A 20,757-nucleotide genomic window follows, 5' to 3' on the forward strand; every position below is an offset into this window, starting at 1 on the left:
CGTCTCTATTGTAACAAATCTGTTACTCCTTGAGTACCCGAAAGTTTTACATTGACCGCACATATACTTGAAATATCACGGCTTTCCTAACCAATTCAACCCCTCAAGAGGAGATTCCTATGAAAAAAATTCACGCAGCCCTTATTGCATTAATCGGTCTTATACTGACAGGTTCACTTGTCATCGGCGGGCTTCATCTCTATACGAATCAGCGCACATTGCCTGACGGAATTAACCTTGCCGGCTGGGAGATTGGTGGCATGAATATCGATGATGTTCGCTCCGGTCTCGAGCAGCGGCTTCGCGCACTCGAAGCTCTCCCCCTTATTATGAAGGCGGATGGCGCTACGGATATTGTCCCCACCCTAAAGCAGGCTGGACTGATCTACAAAGCTCCTGCTTTCCTGCAAGCCCTCCAGGAGCTTAAAGAAGGAAATCTGTGGGACCGCTTCAGCGCCCGCCGCAACTTTCCGCATAATTGGAGCCTGACCTCTCGTCTGGATATCAAGCAGCTCAAAGGTATCCTCAGCCCAGCTTGGGAGAGATCCGCCTTCGGCGTACCGGTGGACGCCACCCGGGTCATTACCCCTGGCGATCAGGTAGTCTACACACCTGGAACCAATTCACGCGAGGTGAACTGGACCGCTCTGGAGACTACTTTACAGGCAGCGGTCCCCACAAACTTCCAACAGCTGGAGGATCTACAGGATACCCCACTTGTTCTGGAAGTTCCCTTAACCGTGCTGGAACCGGCGATAACCCTGAAAGAATTAAAAAATCAGGGTATCGAGCGTAAAATCACACAATTCAGCACTTCACTCGGCACCAGCGGACCAGGCCGTACCCATAACGTAGATGCCGCGGCCAAAGCCGTTAACGGAACCATTCTCCCGCCGGGTGCTGTATTTGATTATGGCAAAGCCATTGAAAAAGCCCGTCAGGAGTATGGTTTCCGGGAGGCGCCGGTCATCGTCGGCGGCAGGCTGCAGCCCGGCATGGGCGGCGGCATCTGTCAGGTATCCAGTACACTGTACAATGCCGCGCTGCGCACTGGACTTGAGATTGTGGAGCGGCGTAATCATTCTGTACCCGTCAATTATCTGCCAAAGGGACAGGATGCTACGTTCGCTGAAGGATATATCAACTTCCGGTTCCGGAATAATACCGGCAAATACATCATTATCCAAGCCGAGGTTCAGGGGCGCGCCCTGACAGTTAAACTATTCGGCACGTTTCCCAAAAATATCAGCTATGGAATCCAATCGAAAACGGTAGAGATTCTGCCTCCGAAGGATATTTTCGTCCGCGATGCCTCCCTATCGCCTGGTAGCTCCCGCGTAATCCAGCAGGGCAAAACAGGATATGTAGTCGAGACATACATCACCCGCTATGTCGACGGTAAAGTCGTAGAAACCTCCCGATTGTCCCGTGACGTCTACCCCGCGCAAAAACGGCTGGTCGCAGCCAATCAACCCGGTGCGGGCCGGTACCCGGTACCAGAAGCGACAGAACGGCCTTTTATGGAGGATGGCGTGCGCAGCAGCCAATAGCTGACGGCTAGAATAAGATGCTTAACAGCTATAGCACCAACCTACTAGGCCTATCATGTGTTGCAGCCAGCACCGCCTCTGACAAGGACGCGCACCGCAGCCATCGTAATTGCGTATGATTGTGCCCAGCAGCATGCAGAGTGCTCATTCCATCTATCAAAAACGGCCGGACCCGCGAAGGTTCGACCGTTTTATTTTCATAGTCGTTTACAGGTAGTCTACCTGTTTTTACGGGTAAATTACGCAGAGAACCATCGCAGTTTACGATTCAGGAGTACAGTAGGAATACACCTGATTTCGAAAGGATGACTTAAAATGACTACAGCTATTATCAATGATCTTGCAGGATTGATTCGCACTGAACCCGCTGTCTATGCTGCCCGTACTTGCCGTGAAACGTTGCGTGTGATGTTCCAACATCCCGAAGCTAAAAGTATTGTTGTCTGCAATGCAGCTAACGAGCCGTTGGGACTGCTGATGAGTGAACGTTTCTTCCTGCGTGCTACCGGCCGGATGGGCGCGGATTCCTTCTACGGCGAGCCAATCCTGAAGCTAATGAACAAGGCTCCACTAATGCTGGACATTGAAGCCCCTCTGGAGACCGTGATGGCGGCGGCTACCGACCGTCCTGATGAATCTAAGGATGATTGCATAATTGTCACTCGTAACGGAAAATATGCCGGCGTTGCCTATCCGTCCGATCTGCTCCGCTGCCTGCAGTAGAGCTTTTTTTATTTGTACTGACAATTCTCCGCGCTCCACTCTCTCTTAAAAAAGAGCATTCGGTGACACATCAATTCTCCAGTATCCCTCCACCTTCTTCAGCTTTACGATTACATCCTTGTTAGCCCCTTGATTCTTATAGGGAACTGTCAATTCAAATACTGCGGCTAACGCATTTTTGGAGACCATCCGGGCTGTAGCCTTTTCAAAATCCAATGATGTCCCATAATCCCGGTTCACTTGCGTCATCCTTCCTTCATGAACCATAAATTGTGACCGGGTATAATAAACTGCTGCATTATGGGTAAACGCCTTTTTTATGTACTGCAACAGTTTCTGCTCTGTTCCGATGTCGCTGGAGAGATACCGGTATTCGTCGCCTTTATACTGAAAAATCTCCCGTTTGTAATCGCCGCCACCCTGGCTCGCATAGGAAAAGATAGCCTTCGCATGTACTAGCAGTGGAATGATGCTCTTCTCAGTCAAATTGTTAATCGTCGCCGGACCTTCCTTGCCCGGTATCGAGGCCCCCACTGTTTTTACTAGAGGGTTTGCTGTGAATGTCGAAGCTGCCATCGCCCCTCCTCCGGCTGACAGCAGTCCTAGGGAAATGGCCATTGCCCCAATCATCCATTTTTTATTCATCTTGTATTTCCTCCTTTTCAAAACTAGTCACAAAAGTGCGCTTAAAGATGCTTATTACACCCCGTAAGCTAAAATACCCAATCCAAGAGCCAATGAAAACGCCAATCAGAGCTTTCGATGTTCCATACCATTTGGGGACTATGCTATGATTTGTGCTGGGAGGAGGATATACAATGGCTTTAATTGAATGTAGATTTTATTCGGAAGTGTTAGGTCTCAGCACCTCTATGACTGTAATTTTGCCGCAAACAACAACCTCACAGATCGGTATGAGCAATGTAACGCGGGGTGAGCTGCACCCTACGTTATACTTATTGCACGGCTTGTCGGATGACGACTCCATCTGGCTGCGTCGGAGCTCGATCGAACGATATGTTGCTGAAATGGGGATAGCAGTGGTGATGCCCCAGGTGCATCACAGCTTTTATACAGATATGGCTGCGGGAGGACAATACTGGACCTTCATCAGTGAGGAATTACCTGCGCTGGCACGCTCCTTTTTCCCGCTCTCACATAAACGTGAGGACAACTTTGTAGCGGGATTATCAATGGGCGGCTATGGAGCATTCAAGTTAGGACTGCGCAAGCCCGAAAGCTTTGCAGCTGTGGCTAGTCTGTCAGGTTCACTGGATATCGCACAGCATTTCAAAAATATGGATGACCCGGCTGCCAAAAGAGGGTATCAGATGATTTTTGGCGAAAAAGACGTTGCAGGCACACCGGACGATCTTCTATGGCTCTTGAAGGAACTGGATCAGTCGCAAGGACCGAAGCCGGCCTTGTATCAATGCTGTGGAACAGAAGACTTCTTGTACAAGAACAATTTGTCGTTCCTGGAAGCTTGCCGTAAGACTTCACTGTCGCTGACTTACGATGAAGGCCCAGGAGAGCATGAATGGGGTTATTGGGATGCCAAGATCCGCGATATACTGGCCTGGCTACCACTCAAGTAAATAGATTTTGTGTGCAAAAAAAGACTGTCTCCCCCCGTACTTCATTAACTCGGGATAGACAGTCTTTGTCATGTTCAGGAATATTCGTACCTATCGTCAGGTCATCGGTAATAACAACCTACAAAACAGCGTTGCCGTGTTTTACAACCCACTCATTCGCTTCGTGCAGTGCCGCTTCGGCCCGTTCGATGGCAGCCTTCACCTGGACCGTAGCTGTGCCGCCGTATACATTACGTGCGTTCACAACGGCTTCCGGCTGAAGTACCGCATAGATGTTCTCATCGAACAACGGCGAGAATTGCTTAAACTCATCAAGCGTAAGATCCAGCAGGAACTTGCCCTCGTTGATACAGTACAACACAGTCTTGCCGATGACTTCATGCGCCTGGCGGAATGGCAATCCTTTGCCCACCAGGAAATCGGCGATATCGGTCGCGTTCGAGAAGTCAGTGTTCACGGCTTCGCGCATACGGCCCTTGTTCACCTTCATTGTAGCAATCATCGGTGCGAACAGTTGCAGCGCCCCTGTCAACGTAGTCACCGTATCGAACATGCCTTCCTTGTCTTCCTGCATGTCCTTATTGTAGGCCAGCGGAAGCGACTTCAGCACGGTTAACAGACCGATCAGGTTGCCGTATACACGGCCTGTTTTACCACGGACCAGTTCCGGAACATCGGGATTTTTCTTCTGCGGCATGATACTGCTTCCGGTGCAGAATGCATCATCCAGTTCGACGAAGCTGAACTCAGTGCTGCTCCATAGTACCAGTTCCTCACTGAGTCTGGACAGGTGTGTCATCACGAGCGAAGCATTGGCCAGAAACTCTACGATAAAGTCACGATCGCTGACAGCGTCCAGACTGTTCTCGTACACACTGTCAAAGCCGAGCTGCTCGGCCACAAAATGGCGGTCAATCGGGAACGTCGTTCCCGCCAGCGCACCCGCTCCCAGCGGCAGCACGTTGATCCGTTTGTAGCTGTCCGTCAGGCGCTCCGCATCGCGGCGGAACATGGACACATAAGCCAGCAAATGATGGGCGAACAGAATCGGTTGTGCCCGCTGCAGATGCGTGTAGCCAGGGATAATCGTCTCTACATTATCTTTGGCTTGTTCAATCAGGGATTCCTGAAGGTTGTGGAGTAGACCCACCAATTCCACCACCCGGTTGCGCAGATAAAGATGCATATCCGTCGCTACTTGGTCGTTACGGCTACGTCCGGTATGTAGCTTGCCGCCAACTGGACCGATTTCCTCAATCAAGTGCTTCTCAATGTTCATGTGGATATCCTCATCCGATACTGAGAAAACAACCTCTCCTGCACGAACCTTATCCAGCACTTTGTTCAGACCCGCCTTGATCGTCTCAACATCCTCCTGCGGCAGAATTCCGCATTTGCCCAGCATGGTGACATGGGCCAGGCTGCCCTGCACATCTTCCTCCGCCAATGCCTTATCAAACCCGATGGATGCTGTATATTCCTCCACCAGCTTGTTCGTTCCTTTGGTAAATCTTCCGCCCCACAGCTTGCTCACCTGTCGACTCCTCCTCCTTGGACGCCAGAGAGCCGCTCCTGTCCTTGCGGGAGGAACGGCCCACTGAACGGTCCGCTTGTTTGATTGCTCTATCTGAACGTACTCTCTACTTATTTATTCGATTCTGCCACGCCAGAAGACACTTTAAGACGCAGGGCATTCAGGCGGATAAAGCCTGTTGCATCTCCTTGGTCGTAAGCCTGCGTTGGATCAGCTTCCATGGTGGCGATCTCAGGGTTGTACAAGCTCACTGGACTCTTCACGCCGGCACCGATAATGTTACCTTTGTAGAGCTTGACGCGCACTGTACCTGTGACGTTTTGTTGGCTCTCGGTAACCAGCGCTTGCAGCGCCTTGCGCTCAGGAGCAAACCAGAAGCCGTTATACACCAGGGTGCTATAGCGGGTGATCAGACTGTCGCGCAGGTTCATGACCTCGCGGTCCATCGTGATGGACTCCATTTTCCGGTGCGCTGTGAACAGAATGGTTCCGCCCGGGGTCTCATACACGCCACGGCTCTTCATGCCGACGAAACGGTTCTCAACCATATCCACACGACCGATACCGTGCTTACCGCCCAGTTCGTTCAGCTTCTCCATCACCTGAAGCGGAGACAAAGGCTCTCCGTTCAGAGCTACACAGTCGCCTTTCACGAATTCAAGCTCCAGATATTCTGCTTCATCCGGTGCATCCTCAGGTGCATTGCTCAGCAGGAACATCCCTTTGTTCTCCGGTGCGCTTGGATCAAACCAAGGATCTTCCAACACGCCGCTCTCATAGCTGATGTGCAGCAGGTTGCGGTCCATGGAATACGGCTTCGCTGCCGAGGCCTGAACCGGAATGTCGTTTGCTTCTGCGTACGCAATCATTTCCGCACGGCCCGGGAACTGGTTACGGAATTCTTCCAGACGCCAAGGTGCAATCACCTGAATGCCAGGTGCCAATGCAGCAGCATTGAGTTCAAAACGCACCTGATCGTTGCCTTTACCTGTCGCGCCATGCGCGATAGCCGTTGCGCCTTCAGCGATAGCGATATCCACCATGCGCTTGGCAATCAACGGACGAGCGATACTCGTGCCGAGCAGGTATTGCCCTTCATACAGCGCGCCCGATTGGAACATCGGATAGATAAAGTCATTCGCGAATTCATCGCGCAGGTCGTCGATGTATACCTTCGACGCACCGGTAGCGAGCGCTTTTTCCTCCAAACCATCGAGTTCTTCCTTCTGGCCGATATCGGCTGTGAACGCAATGATCTCCGCATCATAAGTCTCTTTCAGCCATTTCAGAATAACTGATGTATCAAGTCCGCCGGAGTAGGCGAGTACAATTTTTTCCTTAGCCATGAACAAGCAACTTCCTTTCGTGTGGGCTATATAAGATGTAGTGGAGGCGAAAACCTTTGGCTACTGGTGTCCGGTCGTAACTACGCGGAATGTTTGGACTTCCGATCGTTGTTATCATCAGATTTCTATATTTAAGCCGCATTTTGCGGATGAAATCTGATGATAAAGACGACCGCTGACGCTTCTCCAGTTCCAAACTCCCTCTACGTTACTTCCTTACGAACATCAAGATGCCACAATCAAATTCATCTTATATAGATAATTATATTTTAAATAAAATCCTTTTCCTTAACCCATCAGGGCAGCCATGAGCGCTTTCTGCGCATGCAGACGGTTCTCAGCCTGGTCAAAAATCACTGAGTTCGGGCCGTCGATCACACCCGTGCTCACTTCTTCCTCACGGTGTGCCGGCAGGCAGTGCAGGAACAGGTAGTCGCTTTTCGCACCCTTCACTAGCTCCTCATTAACCTGATAGTCCTTGAACGCCGCTTCACGCGCCAATTGCTCTTCTTCGAAGCCCATGCTGGCCCACACATCCGTGTAAATGACATCGGCATCCTGCACCGCTTCCTGCGGGCTGGTCGTCACCACGATCTCTGCACCAGTCTCCTTGGCAATCTCGCGGGCCTCTGCCACTACTGCTGCATCCGGCTCATAGCCTTGCGGGCCCGCTACCGATACATGCACGCCTAGCTTGGCTCCGCCGATGAGCAGGGAATGGGCCATGTTGTTCCCGTCGCCGATATAAGCCAGCTTCAAGCCCTTCAAGCGACCCTTGTGCTCGTATACAGTCTGGTAGTCCGCCAGCACCTGGCAGGGATGAGCTAAGTCACTCAAGCCGTTGATAACCGGCACAGAAGCGTACTTTGCCAACTCCTCTACCTTGTCATGACCGAAGGTCCGGATCATGATTCCGTCCAGATAACGGGACATCACTTGTGCTGTATCGCCAACGGTCTCACCGCGTCCGAGCTGAATGTCATTTTTGCTCAGGAATAACGCATGACCACCCAACTGGAACATGCCTACTTCGAACGATACGCGGGTACGCGTGGATGATTTTTCAAAAATAAGACCGATTGTCTTGCCCTTCAGCGGCTGATAAACCTCGCCGTTCTTCTGCTTCTTCTTCAGTTCAATCGCCAGCTCAATCAGGTACGTAATCTCCTCCGGGCTGTAATCATTCAGTTCCAGAAGGTCGCGCCCTTTCAGCTTCTTGGCAATATCCTGTGCTTCACTTGGTATAACCTGATTCATGAACTAGGCCTCCCCGTTTGCTTCTGTAGCATAAGTATGAATGAGTTCCGAAAGGATGTCCACCGCCTGATCGATTTCCTCTTTACTGACATACAAGTTCGGCAGCAACCGGATGACATTCGGTCCAGCTGTTACGAACAGCAGCCCCTTTTTCTGTCCAGCCAGCACAATATCGCCTACAGGACCCTTGCATTCAATACCGATCAGCAGACCCTTACCGCGAATTTCAGTGATAAAAGGAACATCCGCCAGCTTCTCTTTCAGCTGTCCGACCAGATAGCTGCCCGATTCAGCCGCAAGCTGCGGTACATTATCTTCAAGCATCGTCTCAATGGTCGCTGACATAACTGCTGCTGCCAAAGGCGTTCCCCCGAAAGTAGTCGCATGACTGCCAGGCGAAAACGCTTCGCGCAGATAACCTTTGCCCAGCATCAACCCTGCCGGGAAGCCACTCGCCACGCCTTTAGCCAATGTGAAAATATCCGGCTCAATATTGTAGTGCTGATGACCGAACAGCTTGCCTGTGCGTCCCATGCCAGTCTGTACTTCATCTACAATCAACAGCAGTCCATGCTCTTTACAAAGTGCAGCCACGGCTTCGAGAAACTCTGGTTGTACCTCAAGCACGCCACCCTCAGCCAATATCATTTCAATCATGATTGCTGCTGTATGCTCACCGATTGCGGCCCCCAGCGCAGACAAATCATGTAGCGGCACGGTTTTGAAGCCTGCCGGAAGCGGCAGAAAACCTTCCTTGACCTTTTGCTGCCCGGTAGCCGTCAGTGTTGCCAATGTGCGGCCATGGAAGGACTGCTCGAAAGTGATAACCTCGTAACGGTCCACACCCTTGATCTTCTGCTGGTAACGACGTGCCAGCTTGATAGCCGCTTCATTAGCTTCCGCCCCGCTGTTGCAGAAGAAGACTTGGTCTGCGCAACTGTTCTCGGTAAGCAGCTTGGCTACCTTGTCCTGTCCCGGAATATGGAACAGATTGGAGACATGCCATAGTGTATCGATCTGCTCCTTCAGCTTGGCGCCGACTTTCTCCGGAGCATGACCCAAACTAGTCACTGCCAGTCCGGAGGTGAAATCCAGATACTTGTTCCCTTTGTCGTCCCACACCCAGCTGCCCTTACCTTTAACGAGGCTGATATCGAATCTGGCATAGGATGGGAACACTGCGCTCAACTTGTCTGCCGGCTCCTCTTCTCCTGCCGCGCCACCTGCCGCTTTACCTTCTTCCACTTGTGTAAGCTTGCTCATTCCATTGTCACTCTCCTGTCATCTGCGCCGCTAATGGGCTGCCTATTTATAGTGAACTTGAATACGTCCAAGATACATGTACTCTTTATCGGACGATACGCGTTCCGATATCTTCTCCCTGTAGTACCCGTCCCAACACATGCGGCTCCTTACCGTCCACGATAACCACCTCAGACACATTACCCTGGATGCAATCGATCGCTGCACGAACTTTGGGGATCATACCGCCATAGATTTCGCCGCTGGCAATCAACGCTTCAATTTCCTGTACCGTCACCGAGGGGAGAACCACCTTCTCCCCGTCTATGGTCCGCATAATACCGGGAACATCCGTCACTACGATCATTTGCGGTGAATCAATATGAGAAGCCACAGCTCCCGCTGCCGTATCTGCATTAATATTGTAACGCTGGCTTCCCGCATCCACCCCGATCGGGGCAATCACAGGAATATAACCCAAGGCGAGGATACCCGTCACAATCTCTGCCTTCACCCCGGTTACTTCTCCGACCAGCCCTACCTCAGCGCTATTGTCTACCGGACGAACGGTAATCAAGTTGCCATCCACGCCGGACAATCCAAGCGCAAGCCCCCCGCTGCCTTGAATCCGACGTACGATCGCTTTATTAATGCTACCCGCCAGTGTCATCTCCACAACGTCCAGCACTTCTTCTGTGGTCACTCGCAAGCCGTTTACGAAGCTGCTCTCGATGCCCAGCTTCGTCAGGTTCTCTGAAATAGCCGGTCCGCCCCCATGTACGATCACGGGCTGAATCCCCTCCGCTTGCAGGTCACGCAGCTCCTCAAAGAACGAATCCGGAAGCGCCGCCAGCGTACTGCCACCACATTTCATTACGAACAACCGAGAGGTCACCTTCGCATCTCTATCTATTGTATTCTGTACCATTATCCAAGCCCTCCCCGAAGCACTTCAGCAGCCATGCCCGCAGGGTTAGGTGCGGTATGCAGCATTAATGCGCACATAATCGTAAGTAAGATCGCAGCCCCACGCAGTGGCCGTTCCCTCTCCATCATGCAGCTTCACTGTAATCAGAACCGTGTCACTCTTCTGTAAGTAGGCCAAAGCCTGCTCTTCATCAAAAGCAACTGGTTTCGATTGCAGCAATACCTCGATCTCTCCGAGCGAAATATCCACCCGTTCCGGTGAGACTGGTACTCCAGCGCGTCCCACAGCAGCAATAATCCGTCCCCAGTTCGCATCCGCGCCGAAAATCGCCGATTTCACCAAACTAGAGCCGACCACTGTTTTCGCAATGGCAGCAGCAGCTTCATCATTTACTGCCCCACTGACCTGAACCTCGATCAGCTTCGTTGCGCCTTCGCCGTCACGAGCAATCGATTTTGCCAGACTCTGACACACATGTGTGAACGCTGCGGCAAAATTATCCCAATCGGGATGAAGCCGGTTCAGCTTCACATTTCCAGCAAGCCCGCTGGCCATCGCCACGAGCATATCATTCGTACTAGTATCACCATCAACAGTAATCATATTAAAAGTAACATTCGTAGCAGCGCGCAGCAGACTCAGCAAATCCTCACCATCAATGGCCGCGTCTGTAGTCATAAAGCCGAGCATGGTTGCCATGTTGGGATGAATCATCCCAGAGCCCTTAGCGGCTCCAGCAATCACGACCTCTTCTCCGCCGACTGATACTTTTACGCAGCACTCTTTTTTTACCAGATCTGTAGTTAGAATCGCTTGGCAGAACTCTTCTGCTCCGGCAGTTCCACCATCCAGCTTCTCCGATAATCCGGCAATCCCGCTCCGCACAGCATCCATCTTGAGCAGCTCCCCAATCACGCCAGTCGAAGCAACGGCCACATTCTCTTCCGCCACATTCAGCTGACGGGCAGTAGCAGCACGCATCTCGTACGCATCTGCCTCCCCTTGTTCGCCTGTACAAGCATTGGCATTACCGCTGTTCACCACAAGCGCCTGCAGTGTTCCATTCACTAAGCTTTCCCGCGTAACCTTCAGTGGAGCAGCCTGGAATACATTCGTTGTATACACCCCTGCCGCCGTAGCAGGCACCTCACACAGAATGGCGCCGAGGTCATTGCGGTCTGTTTTTTTCAAACCACAGTGCAAGCCTCCTGCTTTGAAGCCCTTAGGTGTTGTAATGCTGCCGCCTTCCACGACGGTATATGTTTGCTTCTCGCTCATTGTCTCTTTTACCACTGAACTCTACGGATACACAGGTGTATAGCCGAGGCCAAGGGTTTCCTCCCATCCCATCATCAAATTGAGGTTCTGTATTGCCTGCCCAGCTGCACCCTTCACGATGTTATCAATAACGGATACGATCGTAATGCGCCCGGTACGGGCATCTGCCGCAAAGCCAATATCACAATAGTTGGAGCCGCTAACTTCCTTCGTCGCCGGGATCACTCCCGCTTCACGCACGCGCACATAAGGTCTGCCTTCATAATACTTACGATATAAGTCCACGAAATCTTGTTCCGTATATTGCCCGTTCATTCCCGCATACATCGTGCTCATAATGCCCCGTGTCATAGGGACGAGATGTGTGGTGAATGTCACCGTAACATCTTTCCCTGCAACGTCCGAAAGCGTCTGCTCGATCTCCGGTATATGTTGATGTTTGTTGATTTTATAAGCTTTGAAATTCTCATTCATCTCTGAAAAATGCACCATCAGGCTCGTTCCACGACCTGCTCCGGATACCCCTGATTTCGCATCTATAATGATGCTGTCATGTTTGATCCAGCCCGCTTCAATTGCCGGAACCAACCCCAGCAGCGTAGCCGTAGGATAACAGCCAGGATTAGAGATAAAATCGACTCCTGCCGCCCGCTCTCCATACACCTCGCAAAGTCCGTATACCGCCTGCTCCAGATAAGCTTCGGCCGGTGCCGGGTGTTTATACCACTGCTCGTAGGCTGCGCCGTCCTTCAGGCGAAAATCACCAGACAGATCCACAACCTTGAGCCCTGCCTCAAGCAGCTGTGGGACCAACTTCGCACTTACCCCCGACGGGGTCGCTGTGAATACAACATCCGCCTTCCTGGAAATTTCAGCCGCATCCACTCCATCCAGCTTTAGCTCCACTACTCCGGTCAGATGCGGGAATCCTTCTTCAATAGGCACCCCTGCGCTAGATGAGGAAATCACTGATGTGATCTCCACCTTAGGATGACTTTGCAGCAGCCTGATCAGCTCCACGCCTCCGTATCCCGTTGAACCAACAATTGCCGCCCTCAGCTTGCTCTCCACTGTCATCCCCACTTTCTGCTTGATGTGATACTCTAATCTATCTGGTCTTGCCTGATATTAAACTTATTGTATAGCCGCTCTGAAATATGTATTATTATACGACTCAATTAATATAAATACAACATGTTAAGTTAACTTTGTATAGAGTTTCGGAATAAAAAAGAAGCGCGACTCCCCGCGCAGGAGAGTTCACGCTTCTCTTTTAAATCCTTCGCCCAGTACTTCATGGGCTTCTGTAATGATTACAAATGCGCCCGGATCAACCGAACGGACAATTGCTTTAAGTCTGGTGATTTCGTTCTGGCCAACCACGACCATAAGCACCGTGCGATCGTCGCCTGTGTAGCCACCTTGCGCGTTGAGCTTGGTCAGTCCGCGGTCGAGATCATTCAATATCGCCTGTGTGATCTCCTCTGTCTGCTCCGAGATAATATACGCTACCTTGGTATAGCTGAAGCCTACCTCCAGTGCATTAATGACTCGTCCTGTAACGAATAAACCAATCAACGCATACATCGCCTGCTCCATCCCCAGCACAAACGCTGCCAGTGTAATCACCGTACCATCCAGCAGCACAACAGACATGGAGAAACTCAGACCAGAGAACTTCTGAATAATCTGGGCCAAGATCGACAGACCGCCTGTCGAGCCGCGTCCACGGAAAACCAGCCCAAGGCCAAGACCCACCCCAATCCCCCCATAGATGGAAGCAAGGAGTGGATTAGTAGTCGGAACGGGGCCATCTTTGGTCAAAAAAATAAACAACGGCAGCACGAAGCTGCCCAGCAAGGAGCGCATTCCATACTGCTTGCCCAGCAATACTACCCCCAGCACGAACAATGGAATATTCAGTGCCCATTGGGTAAAAGCAGGCTCTGCCCCAAACCAGGCTTCGGCCAGCACGGATAGACCCGACACCCCTCCGGAAGCAATCCGGTTTGGCAGGAAAAACAAATTAAACGCAAGCGCCGTAATCAGCGATCCCAATAGAATCAGTCCTAAATCCACTGCATGGCGCAGGGGTCCATTCAACGGAATGAACGGCGGCTTATTGCGTGAGTTGATCTTTTGCATGAAAGGCTCTCCTTCAAGTAACTTTATCTTTTCTCTTGACGCCAAAAATTCCTACAGCCTCCGAGGAAGCGTAGGAATTCATTTGTACTTATTCGGCTTCAGTCTTGATCTGGCTGCGCAAATATCCATCAATAAATGCATCCAGATCGCCATCCATTACAGCACCCACGTTTCCGGTTTCCACGGAAGTGCGGTGATCCTTTACCATACTATAGGGATGGAACACATAGGAGCGAATCTGGCTGCCCCAAGCAATATCCGACTGTTCCCCTCGGATTTCATCCAGATGTTGCTGCTGCTCTTGCAGCTTGCGCTCATACAACTTGGAACGAAGCATTGTCATCGCCCGTTCCCGGTTCTTGATCTGGGAGCGTTCATTTTGACAGGTCACCACCACACCGGTTGGTAAGTGAGTAATCCGCACCGCCGAGTCTGTTGTATTGATATGCTGACCACCGGCACCACTTGCCCGGTAGGTATCGATTTTAAGATCCTCTGTACGGATTTCAACTTCCACATCATCCGAGATTTCCGGTACCACATCACAGGATACGAACGAAGTATGCCGTCTGCCAGAGGAATCAAAAGGTGAGATACGCACCAAACGGTGAACGCCCTTCTCTACCTTCAAGTAACCATAAGCGTTAAAGCCTTTGATTAGCAGCGTCACACTCTTGATTCCTGCCTCATCACCCGGCAAGTAATCAAGTACCTCGACCTTGAAGCCGCGTTTCTCTGCCCAACGAGTGTACATCCGCAGCAGCATTTGTCCCCAATCCTGGGACTCCGTACCGCCTGCACCCGGATGCAGCTCCAGAATCGCATTCATCTTGTCGTATGGTTGGTTCAGCAGCAGCTGCAGCTCGAACTCATCCACTTTACCGGCCAGAGCGCGGATATTGCCAGCAACCTCAGCCGCCAGTTCCTCATCGCCCTCTTCATCGGCCAACTCAGCCATCATTGCTGCATCATCATAATCCTGCTGTAGCTTCTCATACTGATCTACCGAAGATTTGACCGCATTCATCTCGGCGATAATACCCTGAGCCTGATCGCTGTCATCCCAGAACCCAGGAGCCGCCATCTTCTCCTCAAAGTTAGCAATCATCTCTTGCTTAAGGTCTAAGTCAAAGAGACCCCCTAAGGTTGGTTAATTTCTTGCCGATTTCCCGCAGGTCCTGCTTTACATTTGGATCTATCATATGTCACTTCACCTTTCAAAATAAGTTGTTGCGTATAAGAAACTACGAATCCAAAAAAAACGGCCAGGCCGCAAACGGGAATCCCCGGGCCCAGCCGCTCTTTGTTGTTATTATACCCTTTAGAAAAGGTATAGCAGACTCTGTACGAAGAATTGTCCATCATTTAAAAGACGTTCTCTCTAATGTCCGATACCGCCCTATAAGGGTACATTCACGGTCCTTTGTTAGCTTATGCGTTCTGGCCGTGACAGTTCTTGTATTTCTTGCCGCTTCCACAAGGACAAGGATCGTTGCGGCCGATAGCTTCTTCCACATGCACCGGACGCTTCTCAGCCGGCTCACCGTTGGTCGAGATTTTATCCTCTTCCACTACGGATTGACGTTCCTGATTCGTCTCGATGTGTGCCTTCATTATATAGGTCGCCACTTCTTCCTGAATGTTGGCGGTCATTTCATTAAACATTTCGAAGCCTTCGAACTGGTATTCACGGAGTGGATCTGTACCACCGTATGCGCGAAGGTGAATCCCTTGACGCAGTTGATCCATCGCATCAATATGATCCATCCATTTGCTGTCTACGGAACGAAGTACAATAACCTTCTCGAATTCACGAACCAGCTCTGAGCCAAGACGTTCTTCGCGGGCTGCATATTTCTCCAGTACACGATCGAAGATATAATCAGTGATCTCCTCAACTTCCTTGCCCCACAGATCATCACGAGTCAATGTGCCTTCATCCAGCAGTTTGCTGTTCACATAATCCGCAACCTCCTGCAGCTCCCAATTCTCAGGAATATCGTCGCCGCAATGGGCATGAACTACCCGGTCAATAACCGGTTTGATCATTTCCATTACAACATCCTTGATGTCCTCAGATTCCAGGATCTCACGGCGCTGCTTGTAGATAATTTCGCGCTGTTGATTCATAACATCATCGTACTGGAGAACCACTTTACGGATGTCGAAGTTATTGCCTTCCACCCGTTTTTGGGCAGACTCGACAGCACGGGTAATCATCCGGCTCTCGATCGGCTGATCTTCTTCAAATCCAAGACGATCCATCATGTTCAGTACATTGTCTGCACCAAAACGCTTCATCAGTTCATCGCCGAGGGACAGGTAGAACTGTGTGGAGCCCGGGTCGCCCTGACGTCCTGCACGACCGCGAAGCTGATTGTCAATCCGCCGTGATTCATGACGCTCTGTACCAATGATATGCAATCCACCGAGTTCGGATACACCTTCACCCAGAATGATATCTGTACCGCGGCCCGCCATATTGGTAGCGATCGTAACTGTACCTGGTTGTCCTGCATGAGTGATAATCTCGGCTTCCGTCGCGTGATGCTTCGCGTTCAATACCTGGTGTCTGACACCTTTGCGCTTCAGCATTTCAGAGAGAAGCTCGGAATTTTCGATTGAAACGGTACCTACCAACACCGGCTGATTCTTCTTGTGACGTTCCACAATCTCAGCCACAACAGCGTTGAATTTACCATTCTCAGACTTATATACCACATCCGGCATATCCTGACGCTGGTTCACCTTGTTCGTTGGAACCTGAAGAACCTCAAGACCATAAATCTTCTTGAATTCCTCTTCTTCCGTCTTCGCCGTACCAGTCATACCAGCCAGCTTACGGTACATCCGGAAGTAGTTCTGGAAGGTAATCGTTGCAAGCGTCATGCTCTCGTTCTGTACCTGAATTTCTTCCTTAGCTTCAATCGCCTGATGCAGACCATCACTATAACGGCGGCCCGCCATCAGCCGGCCTGTGAATTCATCAACGATAACTACTTCTTCTTCATTCACCACATAATCCACATCACGACGCATAATAACATTCGCCTTGAGAGCTTGTACGATATGATGGTTCAGCGTTACATTGCTGTGATCATACAGGTTCTCTACGCCAAAAGCACGTTCAGCCACAGCCACACCTTTTTCAGTCAAGGCAACGGATTTCACCTTGATGTCGACCGTGTAGTCTTCTTCCGCCTGCAATTTTTTCACAAACCGGTCAGCCGCATAGTACAGTTCTGTCGACTTCTCAGCTTGTCCCGAAATAATCAGCGGTGTACGTGCCTCATCGACCAGGATGGAGTCCACTTCGTCAATAATACAGAAATAGAGCGGACGCTGAACCATTTGCTCCTTATAGAGCACCATGTTATCCCGCAAATAGTCAAAACCAAATTCGTTGTTCGTACCATACGTAATATCGTTGGCATACGCATCTTGTTTATAAGCATGGTCCATGCCGCTCAGGTTGACCCCGACCGTCATGCCCAGGAAGTTATAGATTTGTCCCATCTCGGCGCTGTCGCGCTGAGCCAGGTAGTCATTGACTGTAACAACATGAACGCCTTTACCAAGCAATGCATTCAAGTAAACAGGAAGTGTACCTACAAGGGTTTTACCTTCACCTGTCTTCATCTCCGCGATACGGCCCTCATGCAGTGCCATACCACCAATGAGCTGCACGTCATAATGACGCTTGCCCAGCACCCGCTTGGATGTTTCACGAACCGTAGCAAAAGCTTCGGGCAGAAGTTCTTCCAGCGTCTCACCCTTTTCGATCCGGGCGCGGAATTCTTCTGTCTTTCCCTTCAGTGCTTCATCGGAAAGCGCCGCAAAATCCGGCTCCAGTCCATTAATAATTTCGACTGTTTTTGAGAGTCGTTTAACATCACGATCATTAGTATCACCAAAAATTTTCTTTACAAGTCCTAGCATGGTTAACCCCTTTCATGCAACACAGATGGTGGAACCTTAGCCCATCCCCACTTAAATTGAAAGGGCCAAAATGCAGAAACGATTCCGCTGCTTCATAAATTGTAACAGTTTGTAAGAGATGCCGCAATACAAGCAAATACTTGGCACATTTTCATATATAACTATATATACGCATAAGAGCCCTATTCGCTTCACGCGAATAAGGGCTCGTTTAATTTTTTTACATCTGACTGATAGTAAACCCTTCTAACGCTCACTAATTATAGGAATTAGCTGTAGTTAGCTCTGTTCAATCAGTCCGTATTTTCCATCGTTACGTTTGTAAACAACACTCACTTCGGATGTATCAATATTGGAGAAGACAAAGAAGTTATGTCCTACCATATTCATTTGCAGGATAGCTTCCTCCACATCCATAGGCTTCAGAGTAAAGCGCTTGTTCCGTACAACTTCCAAATCATCGTCCGTATCCTGTTCTTCTACAGCTACAGAGCTGCCATTGCCTTCCACGAATAATGTCTTCAGGCTGCCTTCCTGGCGGAACTTACGGTTCAATTTGGTCTTGTGTTTACGAATTTGGCGTTCCAGCTTGTCCACTACGGCATCAATGGATGAATACATGTCATCGCTGCGATCTTCCGCACGAAGCGTCACACCTGCAAGCGGAATCGTTACTTCCACTGTATGAAGGCCGCGTACAACGCTAAGCGTTACATATCCTTCTGAGGTAGGGGGTGCATCGAAATACTTCTCAAGTCTGCTGAGCTTCTTATCAACATAGTCTCTCAAAGCGTCGGTCACTTCAATTTGTTGACCTCGAATGCTAAATTGCATGGGGCACTCCTCCTTTGTTTACAAATCCATTATACCAAATTGTTAGAGCTAAGTAAAAAACAAATCATGACAACCTTTACATTAAGCTAACAATTTACCCACAAGATATTCGCCTTTAAAAAAGAAGTCCGGAAAGAGCGAAGAAACGACCCTTTCCGGACGGTTACAATTCTATTCTGCTACAGACAATAATTGCTCATACACAGCTTAACTAAATTCCTAACTTGTGATTCTGTCACCTAGGTTCCTTCTGTTATGGCTGCTTCGTATGAAAGCGAACCACCTCTACAGATGACCAGTTGCTGCCGGAGCCGCTGATAAGATAAACCTTATAGCCTGTTCCAGCAGTAAGTCCAGTTAAAGTGTACGTGTGACCTACCCCTGGAAGCACAGACACCGTACCTGTCCATGGCGCTGCCAACGTGGTACCTGCACTGTTCTGACCGGCTGCCACTTGTGCAGCGCTTGGTACGGCCTCCTTCTCAGGAAGCACTACATACTTAACCTGCTGGGCCGTTCCGCCAGCCTGTCCATACTTGAAGTACACATCAGCTGTTACGGTTCCAATCTGTCCCGGCTGTGCCAGCGTAATGGCATCTGCATTGGCCGGGGCTGTCTTCAACTGCACCTTTGCTACAGATGACCAATTGCTGGAGGTGTCCGTAATCACAGCGAATGTAGCATATTCCGTGTTTGCTTGCAGGCCATAAACCGAGAAGGAAACTGTTGTGTTAGCGGCGGTTGCCTTGGTTCCATGGTTTACAACCGTTACACCAGCACCACCCTGCCCGCCTCTCACTTCAGCCACACTTGGTGTTACCAGCGTGCTGGTATATGGAACCACAACATAATACACTTGGCCTGTTACTGAAGGTGTGAGGTACACATCTGCAGTAACCGATCCGACATGTCCATAGGTGGCACCAGTAACCGTTGGGGTGGTGATGGTCCCGCCACCGCCGCCTCCGCTACCCCCACCTGGAACAGATGTAGGTAATGGGCTCGGGCTAGTTGTAGGTACAGGTGTAGCAGACGGCGTTGGTGTAGGTACTGGAGTTGGATTTACACCACCCGGTGCTGCAGGTTTGTACACTGCCGAGTTGCTAATGATGCCTACGGCCTCGGCACGGGTCAGCGCTTTTTTAGGGCCGAATGTTCCGTCTGGATAGCCGTTAATGATCTTCTTATCTGCAGCTGCTGCAATGGCTCCACGGCTCCATGAGGCAAACTGGCTGTTGTCTTTGAATTTAGTAGTAGATGAATTCGTATTCAGCTTCAACAGCTTGGCAGTAATCACGGATGCCTCCTGTCTGGTTAGGGGACTATTAGGACGGAACGTATTATTTTCATACCCTCCAATGTATCCCGCTTTGACAGCCTTAGCTACTTCAATGTAGGACCAATTGGAGCTCTTAAGATCCGTGAAATTAACAGTTCCTGTCTCAGTGAATCCGAACAGACGGTTTACGAAGGCAACATATTCTGCACGTGTAATCGCATTATTAGGCCTAACTGTACCGTCAGGGTATCCCCCAAGATATCCCTTATCAAGCCATTGCTGCAATTGTGCCTGAGCCCAGTGTCCCTGAATATCTTTGGGAACAGGTGCTGCAGATACACTGCCTAGAGAGCCGAGCAACATGCTCACTCCCAGCATTCCGGTCATAAGACCGCGCCACATCTTTTTCATTTTGCAGTTCATCCTCCTACAGAAAGTATAGTGTGCGCCTTGGCAAGACAAAAAGCTCAACGTAACCCATTACCCGGAGATCTGGAGAACGAAACCTTTTTATGGAAAATTATAGATATTATAAAGTCATTTCTTCACGCTCAACTACCCAATGATTGCGTATACAATAAAAAGAACCTTGGGAAAATTCCCAAGGTTCTCGCTAGCGTTGTATCAATTGCTAACCATCTACCATATATATGTAGGTCGGCTTCGCCGGATGATTATAATTTGATTACGTTAGCTGCTTGTGGTCCGCGTGCACCTTCAACGATATCAAATTCTACGGATTGACCCTCATCCAATGTCTTGAAACCGTCTGTTTGAATCGCGGAAAAGTGTACAAATACGTCCCCACCGTCTGCAGTTTCGATAAAACCATAACCCTTTTCTGCATTAAACCATTTTACTTTACCTTCCATTGATTAAACATTCCCTTCGTCATCAGATGAACGTGAGTCTTGCTCACAACTCGACTATACCATCGCTGCTTCTCAATTGTCAATTGGAAAAGAAAATGATTACATTCAATAAATTACCACCACTATATTGAGTAATCATTTTCTACATTTTTCTACAAAAGACCCTTATGAAAACAGCTCGTTTCGCCAATTATTAATATATAAACAACTATTACCTTCAATGAAACACACA

At 50.0% G+C, this 20,757-nt stretch carries 17 protein-coding genes; 3 read left to right on the top strand and 14 right to left on the bottom strand.

The window, feature by feature from the left end; genetic code table 11:
* The first annotated feature begins 119 nt into the window (after positions 1–119).
* A complete protein-coding gene (locus ACFVRY_RS25710) occupies positions 120–1,550 on the top strand; it encodes a VanW family protein (RefSeq protein WP_387503133.1) in 1,431 nt (476 codons plus the stop codon).
* 315 nt (positions 1,551–1,865) lie between these two features.
* Complete coding sequence (locus ACFVRY_RS25715) at positions 1,866–2,273, top strand: CBS domain-containing protein (protein ID WP_387503135.1); 408 nt, start codon at positions 1,866–1,868, stop codon at positions 2,271–2,273.
* Between the two features lie 45 nt (positions 2,274–2,318).
* Here ACFVRY_RS25715 and ACFVRY_RS25720 read toward each other — a convergent pair whose 3' ends face one another.
* A complete protein-coding gene (locus tag ACFVRY_RS25720) occupies positions 2,319–2,918 on the bottom strand; it encodes a DL-endopeptidase inhibitor IseA family protein (RefSeq protein WP_387503136.1) in 600 nt (199 codons plus the stop codon).
* A gap of 173 nt (positions 2,919–3,091) precedes the next feature.
* On the opposite strand from ACFVRY_RS25720, the gene ACFVRY_RS25725 reads away from it, so the two are divergent.
* The gene (locus ACFVRY_RS25725; RefSeq protein ID WP_387503137.1) at positions 3,092–3,871 is read left to right on the top strand and encodes an alpha/beta hydrolase; all 780 of its coding nucleotides are present in this window, start codon (positions 3,092–3,094) and stop codon (positions 3,869–3,871) included.
* 118 nt (positions 3,872–3,989) lie between these two features.
* On the opposite strand, the gene argH is transcribed toward ACFVRY_RS25725, so the two are convergent.
* From argH to ACFVRY_RS25790, 13 genes are all read right to left on the bottom strand, one after another.
* Positions 3,990–5,405 carry an argininosuccinate lyase gene (argH, locus tag ACFVRY_RS25730; protein WP_387503138.1) on the bottom strand — a complete coding sequence of 472 codons (1,416 nt, stop codon included), beginning with the start codon at positions 5,403–5,405 and terminating at the stop codon, positions 3,990–3,992.
* A 110-nt stretch (positions 5,406–5,515) separates the two neighbouring features.
* Positions 5,516–6,751: an argininosuccinate synthase gene (locus tag ACFVRY_RS25735; protein WP_387503139.1), complete on the bottom strand. Its 1,236-nt coding sequence runs from the start codon at positions 6,749–6,751 to the stop codon at positions 5,516–5,518.
* Positions 6,752–7,039: 288 nt separating this feature from the next.
* Complete coding sequence (gene argF / locus ACFVRY_RS25740) at positions 7,040–8,008, bottom strand: ornithine carbamoyltransferase (RefSeq protein ID WP_387503141.1); 969 nt, start codon at positions 8,006–8,008, stop codon at positions 7,040–7,042.
* Between the two features lie 3 nt (positions 8,009–8,011).
* A complete protein-coding gene (locus ACFVRY_RS25745) occupies positions 8,012–9,271 on the bottom strand; it encodes an aspartate aminotransferase family protein (protein WP_387503142.1) in 1,260 nt (419 codons plus the stop codon).
* 85 nt (positions 9,272–9,356) lie between these two features.
* Positions 9,357–10,178, bottom strand: a complete 822-nt coding sequence (gene argB, locus ACFVRY_RS25750; protein ID WP_387503143.1) for an acetylglutamate kinase — start codon at positions 10,176–10,178, stop codon at positions 9,357–9,359.
* Between the two features lie 45 nt (positions 10,179–10,223).
* Positions 10,224–11,456 (bottom strand): bifunctional ornithine acetyltransferase/N-acetylglutamate synthase, encoded by a 1,233-nt coding sequence (gene argJ / locus ACFVRY_RS25755; protein ID WP_387503145.1) that lies wholly within the window; start codon positions 11,454–11,456, stop codon positions 10,224–10,226.
* 21 nt (positions 11,457–11,477) lie between these two features.
* Positions 11,478–12,527 carry an N-acetyl-gamma-glutamyl-phosphate reductase gene (argC, locus tag ACFVRY_RS25760; RefSeq protein WP_387503242.1) on the bottom strand — a complete coding sequence of 350 codons (1,050 nt, stop codon included), beginning with the start codon at positions 12,525–12,527 and terminating at the stop codon, positions 11,478–11,480.
* Between the two features lie 189 nt (positions 12,528–12,716).
* Complete coding sequence (locus ACFVRY_RS25765) at positions 12,717–13,601, bottom strand: YitT family protein (RefSeq protein ID WP_387503146.1); 885 nt, start codon at positions 13,599–13,601, stop codon at positions 12,717–12,719.
* An 88-nt stretch (positions 13,602–13,689) separates the two neighbouring features.
* Positions 13,690–14,803, bottom strand: a protein-coding gene (gene prfB, locus ACFVRY_RS25770; RefSeq protein WP_387503147.1) for a peptide chain release factor 2 whose coding sequence is annotated in 2 segments (ribosomal slippage) — positions 13,690–14,730 and positions 14,732–14,803 — 1,113 coding nt in all. Because the reading frame shifts where the segments join, the coding sequence is not laid out codon by codon here.
* 229 nt (positions 14,804–15,032) lie between these two features.
* A complete protein-coding gene (gene secA / locus ACFVRY_RS25775; protein WP_387503149.1) occupies positions 15,033–17,540 on the bottom strand; it encodes a preprotein translocase subunit SecA in 2,508 nt (835 codons plus the stop codon).
* A 279-nt stretch (positions 17,541–17,819) separates the two neighbouring features.
* Positions 17,820–18,374, bottom strand: a complete 555-nt coding sequence (hpf, locus tag ACFVRY_RS25780) for a ribosome hibernation-promoting factor, HPF/YfiA family (RefSeq protein WP_379466430.1) — start codon at positions 18,372–18,374, stop codon at positions 17,820–17,822.
* A gap of 253 nt (positions 18,375–18,627) precedes the next feature.
* Positions 18,628–20,064 carry an S-layer homology domain-containing protein gene (locus ACFVRY_RS25785; protein ID WP_387503150.1) on the bottom strand — a complete coding sequence of 479 codons (1,437 nt, stop codon included), beginning with the start codon at positions 20,062–20,064 and terminating at the stop codon, positions 18,628–18,630.
* 263 nt (positions 20,065–20,327) lie between these two features.
* A complete protein-coding gene (locus tag ACFVRY_RS25790; RefSeq protein ID WP_019915069.1) occupies positions 20,328–20,525 on the bottom strand; it encodes a cold shock domain-containing protein in 198 nt (65 codons plus the stop codon).
* Between the last annotated feature and the right edge of the window lie 232 nt (positions 20,526–20,757).

Source organism: Paenibacillus sp. NPDC057934, assembly GCF_042887565.1.
Classification (GTDB): domain Bacteria; phylum Bacillota; class Bacilli; order Paenibacillales; family Paenibacillaceae; genus Paenibacillus_AQ.